The organism is Aquabacterium sp. (genome assembly GCF_016195855.1).
Taxonomy (GTDB): domain Bacteria; phylum Pseudomonadota; class Gammaproteobacteria; order Burkholderiales; family Burkholderiaceae_C; genus Aquabacterium.
In genome coordinates, this window is the sequence record NZ_JACPYU010000004.1 from 1 (window position 1) to 12990 (window position 12990).

The following is a 12990-nucleotide window of genomic DNA, read 5'->3' on the forward strand; positions in this document are numbered from 1 at the left end:
CGACCAGGGCAATGCCGGCAGCGGGGGCGCCAAGACGGACACCGATACCGTGGCCATCACGGTCAATGCCGTCAACGATGCACCGGTCAACACCGTGCCGGCTGCGCAGAGCGTCAACGAAGACGGCACCCTGACCTTCTCGTCGGGCAACAGCAACCTGGTGTCCATCTCGGATCTGGATGCTGGCAGCAGCAACATGCAGGTCACGCTCACCGTCACCAACGGCACGCTGACGCTGTCAGGCACCACGGGCCTGAGCTTCACCACGGGTGACGGCACGGCCGACACCACCATGACCTTCACCGGCACGGTCAGCGCCATCAACACCGCCCTGGCCGGCATGGGCTACAGCCCGACTGCCAACTACAACGGCGCGGCCTCGCTGACCATCCTCACCTCCGATCTGGGCAACACCGGCAGCGGCGGCACGCTCACCGACACGGACGTGGTGAGCATCACCGTCAACGCCGTCAATGATGCGCCCATCAACAGCGTGCCCACGGCGCAAACCACCAACGAAGACACCAACCTGACCTTCTCGTCGGGCAATGGCAACCTGATCTCGGTCTCGGATGTGGATGCGGGCAGCAGCAACATGCAGGTCACCATCAGCGTCAGCAACGGCACGCTGACGCTGTCTGGCCTCACCGGTTTGAGCTTCACCAGCGGTGACGGCACGGCCGATGCCACCATGACCTTCACCGGCACGGCCAGTGCCATCAACACCGCCCTGGCCGGCCTGGTCTACAGCCCCACCGCCAACTACAACGGCAGCGACATGCTGACCATCCTCACCTCCGACCTGGGCAACACCGGCAGCGGCGGCGCCAAGACCGACACCGACACCGTGGCCATCACGGTAACGTCCGTCAACGACGCACCGGTCAACACCGTGCCGGCTGCACAAAGCGTCAACGAAGACAGCACCCTGACCTTCTCGTCTGGCAACAGCAACCTGATCTCGATTGCCGATGTGGACGCGGGCGGCGGCAGCATGCAGGTCACCATCAGTGTCAGCCACGGGGCCTTGACGCTCTCGGGCATCACCGGCCTGAGCTTCACCAGTGGTGACGGCACGGCCGACGCGTCCATGACCTTCACCGGCACGGCCAGCGCCATCAACACCGCCCTGGCCAGCCTGGTCTACAGCCCAGCAGCCAACTACAACGGCAGCGACACGCTGACCATCCTCACCTCCGACCAGGGCAATGCCGGCAGCGGGGGCGCCAAGACGGACACCGATACCGTGGCCATCACGGTCAATGCCGTCAACGATGCACCGGTCAACACCGTGCCGGCTGCGCAGAGCGTCAACGAAGACGGCACCCTGACCTTCTCTGGCAACATGCAGGTCACCATCAGCGTCAGCCACGGGGCCTTGACGCTCTCGGGCATCACGGGCTTGAGTTTCACCAGCGGTGACGGCACGGCCGACGCCACCATGACCTTCACCGGCACGGCCAGCGCCATCAACACCGCCCTGGCCGGCCTGGTCTACAGCCCGACAGCCAACTACAACGGCAGCGACACACTGACCATCCTCACCTCCGACCAGGGCAACACCGGCAGCGGCGGCACGCTCACCGACACCGACACGGTCGCCATCACGGTCAACGCGGTCAACGATGCACCGGTGGCCACCATCACGCCCATCAGCTACAGCGCCACCGAGCAAGTCAGCCTGACGCTGCACGGCACGGGCCTGAGCATCAGCGACATCGATGCGGGCAGCAGCAATGTGCAGGCCACCCTGTCGGTGACATCGGGCACCTTGACCGTGTCGGCTGGCGCCACAGGCGTTTTGGTATCAGGCTCCACCACCAGCACGATCACGCTGACCGGCACGCTCACGCAGATCAACAACCTGCTGGCCGGCAATGGCGGCGCCACGCTCAGCTACATCATCAACAGTGACGCCCCGCCTGCCAGCGACACCTTGACCTTGCTGGCATCCGACCTGGGCAACACCGGCAGCGGCGGCACGCTGACCGGCTCCGACACCGCTGTCATCAACCTCACGGCGGTGAACGACGCGCCCACGGTGGCCATCACGGCACCCAGCTATACCGTGGTCGAAGCGCAAAGCGTGATGCTGCACAACACCGGCCTGAGCGTGACCGACCCCGACGGCAACAGCACCAGTGTTCAAGTGACCTTGAGCGCCGACATCGGCGTCATCACGATCGCGGCGGGCACCACGGGCGTGACCGTGGGCAACTCCGGCACGGGCAGCGTCACCCTCACCGGCACCGTGAGCCAGATCAACAACCTGCTGCTGGGCAACGGTGGCGCCACCATCGGCTACATCAACAACAGCGGCACGCCCACCGCCAGCGCCACGCTCACGCTGGCCATTGACGACCTGGGCAACACCGGCGGGGGCAACATCACGGCGTCTGCCAACGTGCTCATCAACGTGGTCCCCGCTGCGGCCATGGGGTCCGTGGGCATCCCTGGTGTCGCCCCGGCCGACATCGGCGCCTACTACGGCTTCGATGCCAGCGCCAACCTGGGCCGCGACGACTCGGTCGGTGGCCACAACATGACCCTGATCGGCACACCGACCTTCGAGGCTGGACACGATGGCCGGAGCAGCGCCATCGGATTCACCAACGACGAGACCGGTGCCGCACCGCAAACCGGCGGCAACATCGCGGGCCTGAGCACGGGTGGCGCCATGACCATCTCGCTGTGGTTGCGCTTTGATGCCTTCAACAACGCCAGCGGTGGTGATGACCGCATCATCGATTTCGGACAGGCCGGGGCCACTGGCATCGGCAACATCGTGCTGGCCCGTGATGCCACCACCCAGCGCATCAGCTTCGTTCTGCAGCACGACAACGTCACCGAGGACATCTGCACCACCGGCATCACCGACGTGGTTCAGACAGGCCAGTGGGCGCACATTGCCGCCACGGTGGACGCATCGGGCAACATGAACATCTACTTCAATGGCCATCTGTCCGGCTCGTTCAGCGGCACGGCACTGGCCAGCGGCGTGCGCACGAACAACTATGTGGCCCAATCCAACACGGCGGGCACCTATGGCATGAACGGCGCCGTCGACGACCTGCTGGTGGCCAACCGCGCCATGACGGCCAGCGAGATCGCCGCGCTGCACGACCAATCCAACGGCTTGAATGTCTACGAAAAATCGGCCAATGGCACGACGGTGGGCACCGTGGTGGACGGCTCCTCGATTGACGGGCGCACCGTCACCTACTCGCTGACCAACTCGGCGGCCGGGCGCTTTGCCATCAACAGCAGCACAGGCGAGATCACCGTTGCAGACAGCGCCAACCTGCTGTATGCCGATGCCAGCCACTACACCCTCACGGTACGCGCCCTGGACAGCGGCGGCTTCGCGCTGGACACCAACTACACCGTCAACCTGCTCAACATCAACGACGCCCCCGTGGGCACGGCCCACACCGTTGGCGCGCTGGAAGACACGCCCTATGTGTTCGGCACATCGGACTTTGGCTTCACCGACCCGTCTGACCCCAGCGCGAACACCTTGCTGGCCGTCAAGATCACCTCCGTGCCGGCCTCGGGATCGCTGACGCTCAATGGCGTCGCGGTGTCGGCCAATGACGTGATCCAGGCCAGCGACATCGCTGCAGGCAAGCTGCAGTTCACCTCCGCAGCCAACGCCCATGGCGCCGCTTACGCGAGCTTCGACTTCAAGGTACAGGACGATGGCGGCACGGCCAACGGCGGCATCGACATGGACGCCACCGCCCGCACCATGACCATCGATGTGGCCTCGGTCAACGATGCGCCGCAAGGCAGCGACAAGACGGTCACCACGCTGGAGGACACGCCCTATGTCTTCGCGGGCAGCGACTTCGGCTTCTCGGATGTGGATGGCAACGCCTTCCTGGCCGTCAAGATCACCAGCGTACCCGGCGCGGGCAGCCTGACGCTCAATGGTGTCGCCGTATCGGCCAATGACGTGATCCTGGCCAGCGACATCGCCGCGGGCCGCCTGCAGTTGAGCCCGGTGGCCAATGCCAGCGGCGCCGGCTACAGCAGCTTCGGCTTCAGGGTGCAGGACGATGGTGGCACGGCCAACGGCGGCGTCAACCTGGATACCTCCACCCGCACCATGACGCTGGACGTCACACCGGTCAACGACGCGCCTGCCGGGGCCGACAAGACCATCACCACCAACGAGGACACGAGCTATGTGTTCAGCGCCTCGGACTTCGGCTTCACCGATCCTGACGACAGCCCGGCCAACACACTGCAAGCGGTCAAGCTCACCACCCTGCCCGCCTCGGGCACGCTGACGCTCAATGGCAGCGCCGTGTCGGTGGGGCAATTCGTGTCCCTGGCCGACATCAACGCGGGCTTGCTGGTGTTCAGCCCCGCAGCCAATGACCATGGCATGGCTTACGCCGCACTGGGCTTCCAGGTTCAGGACAATGGCGGCACGGCCAACGGCGGCATCAACCTGGATGCCACCACGCGCACCCTGACCATCGATGTGACGTCGGTGAACGATGCCCCGACCACGCAGGACGAAGCCGTCAGCGGCAACGAAGACAACACCATCACTGGCCAGGTCAGTGGCGCCGATGTGGACGGCGACAGCCTGAGCTTCAGCAAAGGCAGCGACCCGACGCACGGCAGCGTGAGCGTGGCCGCCAATGGCAGCTTCAGCTACACGCCCAGCGCCAACTACAACGGCACCGACAGCTTCACTGTCACGGTCTCGGATGGCCAGGGCGGTACGGCCACCTCCACCGTCACTGTCACCATCAACGCGGTGAACGATGCCCCCACTGCCAACAACCCCAGCGTCAGCGGCAACGAAGACACCATCATCTCCGGCCAGGTCACGGCCAGCGATGCGGACAACGACCCACTGGGCTTCAGCAAGGCCAGCGACCCGACGCACGGCAGCGTCACCGTCAACAGCGATGGCAGCTTCAGCTACACACCCACCGCCAACTACAACGGCACCGACAGCTTCACCGTGACCGTGGCCGACGGACAGGGCGGCACGACGACCTCGACCATCAACATCACGGTCACACCGGTCAACGATGCCCCGACCACCAATGACGTGAGCGTCAGTGGCAACGAAGACTCGGCCATCTCAGGGCAGGTCACCGGCGCCGACGTGGACGGCAACCCCTTGAGCTACACCAAGGCCAGCGACCCGACACACGGCAGCGTGAGCGTGGCGGCCAATGGCAACTTCGTCTACACGCCCAACGCCAACTACAACGGCACCGACAGCTTCACCGTGACCGTCTCCGACGGGCAAGGCGGCACCGCCACCGCCACCGTGAGTGTCACCATTGCCGCGGTCAACGACGCACCGACAGCCGGCAACCCCGGCGTCATCGGCGCAGAAGACACGCCCATCACAGGCCAGGTCACGGGCAACGATGTGGACGGCGACACGCTGAGCTACACGAAGACCAGCAACCCGACCCATGGCAGCGTCACCGTCAACAGCGACGGCAGCTTCAGCTACACCCCCACGGCCAACTTCAATGGCAGCGACAGCTTCACGGTGACCGTGGCCGATGGCCATGGGGGCACGGTGCTGTCCACGGTGTCCATCACGGTCACACCGGTCAACGATGCCCCTGTGAGCAACAGCCCCAGCGTCAGCGGCGCGGAAGACACGGTCATCACCGGCACCATCTCGGCCAGCGATGTGGAAGGCGACACCCTGAGCTACCAGGTCAGCGCCGACCCGGCACATGGCCAGGTGACCGTGGCCAGCGATGGCAGCTTCAGCTACACGCCCACCGCCAACTACAACGGCAGCGACAGCTTCACCGTGCTGGTCTCTGATGGGCAAGGCGGCACCACGGTGTCGACCGTGAGCGTGAACATCACGGCCGTCAACGATGCCCCCACGACCCAGAACGTGAGCGCATCGGGCGCCGAAGACGCCGCCATCACCGGCCAGGTCAGCGGCAACGATGTCGACGGCGACACCTTGAGCTATGCCAAGGGCAGCAACCCCACGCACGGCAGCGTCACGGTGCAGGCCGATGGCAGCTTCAGCTACACGCCCACCGCCAACTTCAACGGCAGCGACAGCTTTACCGTCACGGTGTCGGATGGCCAGGGCGGCACGGCCACTTCCACCATCTCCATCACCGTCACCCCGGTCAACGACGCGCCCACCACCAACAATGTTGCGGCCAGCGGCGCTGAAGACACCCCCATCACCGGCCAGGTCAGCGGCAGCGACGTCGATGGCGACACGCTGAGCTACACCAAGGGCAGCGACCCCACACACGGCAGCGTCACGGTGCAGGCCGATGGCAGCTTCAGCTACACGCCCACAGCCAACTACAACGGCACAGACAGCTTCACCGTGACGGTGTCCGACGGACAAGGCGGCAGCACGACATCAACCGTGTCCATCACCGTGACGCCGGTCAACGATGCGCCCATCACCTACAACATCTCGGTGAGCGGCGCAGAGGATGCGGCCATCACCGGCCAGGTCACGGGCAGCGATGCCGATGGCGATACCTTGAGCTACACCAAGGGCAGCGACCCCACGCATGGCAGCGTGAGTGTCAACAGCGATGGCAGCTTCAGCTACACACCCACCGCCAATTTCAACGGCAGCGACAGCTTCACGGTCACGGTGTCCGATGGGCAAGGTGGCACGGCCACGTCCACCATCTCCATCACCGTCACCCCGGTCAACGACGCACCGGTCACCAGCAACGTGAGTGCCACCGGCGCGGAAGACACGCCCATCACCGGCCAGGTCAACGGCAGCGATGTGGAAGGCGACACGCTGAGCTATGCCAAGGCCAGCGACCCCAGCCATGGCAGCGTCACGGTGCAGGCCGATGGCAGCTTCAGCTACACACCGACGGCCAACTACAACGGCACGGACAGCTTCACCGTGACCGTGTCGGATGGCCAGGGTGGCACGGCCACCTCGACCGTGAGCATCACGGTGACGGCGCTCAACGATGCACCGGTCACGAACGATGTATCGCTCACGGGCGCAGAGGACACGCCGATCACCGGCCTGGTGACGGGCAGCGATGTGGACGGCAACACGCTGAGCTACACCAAGGGCAGCGACCCCACGCATGGCAGCGTCAGTGTCAACAGCGATGGCAGCTTCAGCTACACGCCCACGGCCAACTTCAACGGCAGTGACAGCTTCACCGTCACAGTGTCCGATGGGCAAGGTGGCACGGCCACGTCCACCATCTCCATCACCGTCACCCCGGTCAACGACGCACCGGTCACCAGCAATGTGAGTGCCACCGGCGCGGAAGACACCGCCATCACCGGCCAGGTCAGCGGCAGCGATGTGGAAGGCGACACGCTGAGCTATGCCAAGGCCAGCGACCCCACACACGGCAACGTCACCGTGCAGGCCGATGGCAGCTTCAGCTACACACCGACGGCCAACTACAACGGCACGGACAGCTTCACCGTGACCGTGTCGGATGGCCAGGGTGGCACGGCCACCTCGACCGTGAGCATCACGGTGACAGCAGTCAACGATGCGCCGGTCATGAGCGCCGACACCCTGAGCGCCACCGCCGAGCCATCGGTGACCTGGGCCAGCAGCGCCCTGCTCAGCGGCGCCAGCGACCCGGACGGCGGCACCTTGGGCCTGCGCATTGTTCAGGGCCCCCAACACGGCACGCTGACGATGGCAGGCAATGGCCAGCTCACCTACACCGCCGCAACCAGCTATACCGGCACGGACAGCTTCTCGTACGAGGCCTTCGATGGCCAGCTGGCCAGCAGCAACACACGGGTGATGAACATCCAGGCCAGTGGCCTCATGCCCGTGGCGCCTGCACTGCCCGCCAGCACACCATCGGGCACAGACAACACGTCCAGCAACACGGCCGACAACACCACGCAGGGCACCACCGATTCGACCCCGGCCGAGCCCAGCGCCACCGAGGCCAAGCCGAGCGGCAGCGAAGCCCCGGCCGCCAGCGTCAAGACACCGCCTCAGGCCAACACCGATGAGACCGAAGGCAAGCCTGCCACGGCCCTGCACGAACGCGTGCAAGCCGGCGCCTGGCTGGATGGCCGCCTGGCAGAGGCCAACGCCATGGGGCGCCAGATCCTGTTCAACGGCATGAGCAGGGACTACTTCACCACATCCGCGTGGTCTGCCAACAGCAGCAACTCGACCGTGATCCAGCTGCTGGACCTCATCAAGCCCACCCTGGAGCGCGTGCAGGACATCAACCTCATGCTCACACCCTTGAGCAGCGTCACGCACGCCCTGCCTGCTCAGGCTGCGGTCGAAGCCACGGGCGCCACGCACGACGAGGGACTGGGGCAGCGCATCCAGCTGACCAAGATGGCCAGTTATTCCACCGGCCTGGGCCTGTCCATCGGCACCATCTGGTGGACCGCACGGATTTCAGGCCTGGTCACCAGCGCGCTGATCAGCACCCCCGCGTGGCGCTCACTCGACCCCCTGCCGGTGGTGACCTCCCCCTCGGACGACCCTGATCATGATGAGGACGGCGACAGCCGCCTGGGCGACCGCGAGGTCGAGCACCTGTTCGACGGCGACAAGCCCATCGAGCAAGACATGCCCGTCATCCAGTGAACAAACCCATCTGGGGGCCATCGTCCAGGTGCAAGGCACAGCGGTCGAACGCGCTGCTGTCCAGTTCGGGCGCACGGCGCCCCAGGCCATGGCGCGCGGCCGCCTTGCGAACCCGCTGCGCGATCAACTGCGCCCAGACACCCTCGCCTTTCATGCGCAAGCTGAAGTCGGCGTCATAGTCCTTGCCGCCACGCAGCTCGCGCACACGCGCCATGATGCGGGCCGCCCTGTCGGGCACGTGGTGCATGAGCCATTCCTCGAACAAGGGCTTGACCTCCCAAGGCAGCCTCACCACCGTGTAGTGGATGGCTTGCGCCCCGGCCTGCGCCGCCGCTTCGATGATCTGCTCGATCTCGGGCTCATTGAGGAAAGGGATGATGGGGGCCACGTTCACCCCGACGGGCACACCGGCCTGCGCCAACCTTTGCACCGTCTGCAGGCGGCGCAAGGGTGCCGCAGCGCGAGGCTCCAGCCGGCGTGACAACCCGCTGTCCAGCGTCGTGACACTGACCATGACATAAGCCTGCCGGCGCGCCCCCGCCACCGACAGGATGTCCAGATCGCGCTCCACCGCGCTGGACTTGGTCACGATCGTGTAGGGATGCTGGCAGGCATGCAGCACCTCCAGCACGCCACGTGTGATGCGCCATTCGCGCTCCACCGGTTGATAGGCATCGGTGGCCGAGCCGATGTTGATGGGCGAAGGCTCATGCCCTTCGCGCGCCAGCTCATGGCGCAGCAAGGCTGCTGCGTTGACCTTGGCCACCAGCCTGGTTTCAAAGTCCAGCCCCGGCGAGAGATTCAGGTAGCTGTGCGTGGGGCGGGCATAACAGTAGATGCAGCCGTGCTCACAGCCCCTGTAGGGGTTGATGGACAAGGTAAAGGGGATGTCGGGTGAATCATTGCGCGACAGGATGCTGCGGGCCTGCTCGGGCGTGACCTGCGTCCTGATGCCGGACGCGACGTGTTCGTCACCCGCCTCGGCCTCGTCCACCGGCTCGTGCTCGACGGCCTCCCGCGCGGTCGACTCGAAGCGATGCAGGATGCGCGTCGTTGTGCCGCGGCCTTTGCGTGGCTCGCTTTGCCGTCGGGCGTCAGGAATGGGAGGGAGGTCGGGCATACCAGCTGGATGCGAATGATACTGTACAAATATACAGCATCAAGGCATCCGCGCCAACGCCACATTCTGTTCACGCGGCCCCAGCCAGACGGCCAGCATGAACAGCCCCAGCAGGGCATAGGTGTAAAAACCCCAGTCCAGCAGCCAGGTCAGGGGCTCGTTCACCTGCCAGGCGCCCAGAAAGGCCCTGGGCGCCGCCACCATGGCCCACAGCAGCAGCAAGAGCAGGCGGATCGTCACCTTCTGGGGGTGGGTGTTGCCCCAACGCCAGACCAAGGCCGCAGGCAGGACCAGCCAGCTGTAGTAGTACACCCAGGCCAGGGGCGACATCAACAGCATGGCCGGCATGGTCAAGGCGAACACAAGGTCGGTGTGGGTCATGCGACGCGCGCTGTCTGACAAGCCCGCATCCCCATCGGCGGTGCGCACCGACGATGCCCGGCCGATCGTCACCAACAAGGCACAGACCAGCGCGAGTTGCCCGCCCCAGGTCAGCCACCGCGCCACCATAGGCGCATGCCACATCGGCACATTGCGCGAGCCGCCCAGAAAGCGGCTGACATACGCCTGCCAGGACCCATTGAGGTTGGACGCGGCCCAATCCATCTGCCCCAGCCCAGCCATGTAATCCCGATAGGCCTGCACGCCGACCGGGTACAGGCCGATCAACACCGTCAGCAACAGGCAGGCCAAGGCGGTGGCCAGCACACGCCAGCGCCGGGCCAGCAGCAGTGACATCAGGAACAAGCCAAAGAAGAGCTTGATGCCCATCAGCAAGCCCAGGTAGAGGCCCGCCTGGGTGTCACGGCCTTGCCGCATCGCGCGCCAGCACAGCGCCAAGGGCAGCATCAGGATGAAGCTCACCTGGCCGAACAGGAAGTTGGCCCAGGAAGGAAACCACAGATACAAGACCGCCGACGTGATCAGCCAGGCCTCGAAGGCCCGCCGCCGCCTGCCACGGTCAACAAAACCCAACTCGCTCAGAACCAGCCACACAGCCGCCAGGGAACTGATGACGGACAACCACGCCCACAGCCGATGGAAAGACGCGATGTCCAGCACGGTCAGGGGTGCCAGCAGGACGCTGAAAAAAGGCGGGTTCAGGTTGGCCGGTCGACACAGCAGTTCGAGCTTGAGGTCGCGCTGCGCAGGCAGTGTGCTGACCAGATCCAGTTGCGCCTGGCTGTGTTTGTGACAGGGGTGCCCCTCAGGCACTTTGTTGGGCACCGGCCAATACGGTGTCTGCCCCATGCGCACCCGCAGCGCAGACCCATGAAAACTGAGCAAATCGCTGCCCACCGGGCGCTGTGCATGTGCGTTGACCAGGCCGGCATAAAGAATGACCTCCAGGGCGAGCAGCACGCCAAACACCAGGGCCACAAAGGCACGCGTCAGACTCCTCATGGCATGCACACATGGGGCAAGGAAGGCCACACCCATCCGGTCAGGTTCACACACCGCCACCGGATAGGCCCGCTTTGATCAGAATCAAGCTGCAATTCAATTGAAACAGCGGGTATGCCACTTATGCCCACTGCATCAATTCGAATATGACCGGCATGGCATTGTATTTTTGCGCCACGCCCAACCTCATATACCGGCGCCAGCCCCTGGCAAGGATCGCCGCCGGGCATGGCCACCATATTGCGCTCAATCTGCTGCCGCAGCGGCCTGGCCTGCACCAGCGCCTCGGTCAGATACCGCCCCTGCGTCAGATATTGATCATCACGCCACGTTCCCCAGGCCGTATAGGCAAGCACCGCCATGATCAAAATGAGAATGATGACGTTTAAGAATATGCCACCAACCTGTCTGGCGGATACCAAATCCCCCCTTGATTTCACAATATGGTTTGCAAACATGACCATTTTTATCAACTTTCGCAAAAGAGGGTCACCTGAGGCACGGGAATCCAGACAAAACCGCCAAAAAATTCGCACTAAGCCATAAATGATCGAAATAAAGGATTTTTTTACTTCATTGCCCGCATGGACCAGCCGACAAAGTCACTGCATGGTTATCCCGAATATAGCTAGTACCTGTTCGCGGTGAATGCCAGGGGACGGGCCTCAAAGCCAGTCAGGGTGGACAGAGGTGGTTTTGACCGCAAGCTTCAAAGCCACAGATGCCAGTTTGTACCGGCCTTGCCGTCAGTTTTGTGATTTTTTTCTCAACTACCTTTTAGGAGTTTAAACATGATCCGTTCTGTCAAGAATTTCCTGCGTGACGAAGAAGGCGCCGTGGCCATCGAATATGCGCTGGTGGCAGCAGGCGTCGCCGGCATCGTCTACGCATTCTTCAGCAGCGACTCGGCCTACTTCAAGACCTTGCTGACCGATCTGTACAACAAGATCGCCACCAAGGCCAGCGGCGGCTGATCACGGGCCGACGCACGGTCCCGTTGATCGGGAAATAGGGGGGCCCCGCCCCCTTCTTTCACCCACAGATCAGCCCTGAACTGGTGACACTCAATGCCACAACGATCGACATCAGTGGTGGATTTCCAAAGCAAGGCAAGGGGCGTCATCGCCCTTGAATACGCCATTTTGGCGGCGGCCTTGGCAACGGCGATCGTGTTCCTGTTCATGCCCGATGTGTCCGGCGCGTTCATGTCCATGTTTACCTCGCTGTTCAAAAACGTCAGTCGCATTGCTCATTGAGAGTCAGCCTCATGCCTGTCGCCCTGCTCCTGCTCATGCTTTTGTTGCCGGTGATTCGGTCGGACCTCAAGGAACGGCGCATCCCCAACAACGTGTTGCTCGGATCGCTGATCACCTCCCTTGCGGTGGCCTTGATCGGCTGGGGCACTTCAGATCAAGGCGCTGCCGCAGGTGCTGCGCACTGGGCTGGTGGTTTGCTGACCGGTCTGCTTTGTTTTCTGCCTCTGCACCTGCTTCGTGCCATGGGTGCCGGCGACGTCAAGCTGATGGCCACTTGTGGCGCATGTCTTGGCCCGGTCCTCGCCTGGCAAGCCGCCCTGGGGGCGTTGATGGTCGGCGGCGTAATGGCTGTCATGTGGCAGTTGTGGTTCGGCTTGCCCTTCATTGTCTTGTGGCGCCCGTTCGGCGCCATCTGGTCCAGGGTCACATCGCTTGTTTTCGCCACTGGCTCACCAGGCCAGATCGAAGGCAGGACGGGCGGCCCACTTCGTCACACGTCAGCCAGGCTGCCGTTTTCCCTGCCGATACTGCTCGCCAGCATCGGTGTCGTGTTTATTTGATATCGCGTTCTTGATCCGCAGGCCCACCAGGCCCGCATCCCTGATCGAGACTAACTCGGGAGCGTC

General features: G+C 64.0%; 7 protein-coding genes. 4 read left to right on the forward strand and 3 right to left on the reverse strand.

The annotated features are described in order from the left end of the window. Positions 1-49: 49 nt before the first annotated feature. The gene (locus HY019_RS05915; RefSeq protein WP_290689202.1) at positions 50-8584 is read left to right on the forward strand and encodes an Ig-like domain-containing protein; all 8535 of its coding nucleotides are present in this window, start codon (positions 50-52) and stop codon (positions 8582-8584) included. Here HY019_RS05915 and HY019_RS05920 read toward each other — a convergent pair. From HY019_RS05920 to HY019_RS05930, 3 genes are read right to left on the reverse strand one after another with little or no spacing between them, the layout of a single operon-like run. Further along, positions 8574-9704: a PA0069 family radical SAM protein gene (locus HY019_RS05920; RefSeq protein WP_290689203.1), complete on the reverse strand. Its 1131-nt coding sequence runs from the start codon at positions 9702-9704 to the stop codon at positions 8574-8576. The genes HY019_RS05915 and HY019_RS05920 overlap by 11 nt on opposite strands. Before the next feature lie 39 nt (positions 9705-9743). Then, entirely contained in the window at positions 9744-11108 is a 1365-nt protein-coding gene (locus tag HY019_RS05925) for a glycosyltransferase family 87 protein (protein WP_290689205.1), read from the reverse strand. Next, a complete protein-coding gene (locus HY019_RS05930; protein ID WP_290689207.1) occupies positions 11105-11566 on the reverse strand; it encodes a hypothetical protein in 462 nt (153 codons plus the stop codon). Before HY019_RS05930 ends, HY019_RS05925 begins: the two co-directional genes overlap by 4 nt. Positions 11567-11899: 333 nt before the next feature. Here HY019_RS05930 and HY019_RS05935 point away from each other — a divergent pair, with 333 nt between their 5' ends. The 3 genes from HY019_RS05935 to HY019_RS05945 all read left to right on the forward strand — a co-directional run bounded on the left by HY019_RS05935 (position 11900) and on the right by HY019_RS05945 (position 12924). Then, the gene (locus HY019_RS05935; RefSeq protein WP_290689209.1) at positions 11900-12082 is read left to right on the forward strand and encodes a Flp family type IVb pilin; all 183 of its coding nucleotides are present in this window, start codon (positions 11900-11902) and stop codon (positions 12080-12082) included. Between the two features lie 93 nt (positions 12083-12175). After that, positions 12176-12364, forward strand: a complete 189-nt coding sequence (locus HY019_RS05940; RefSeq protein WP_290689211.1) for a Flp family type IVb pilin — start codon at positions 12176-12178, stop codon at positions 12362-12364. Positions 12365-12375: 11 nt separating this feature from the next. After that, on the forward strand, positions 12376-12924 hold the full coding sequence (locus HY019_RS05945; protein WP_290689213.1) for a prepilin peptidase: 549 nt from the start codon (positions 12376-12378) through the stop codon (positions 12922-12924). Positions 12925-12990: the final 66 nt, after the last annotated feature.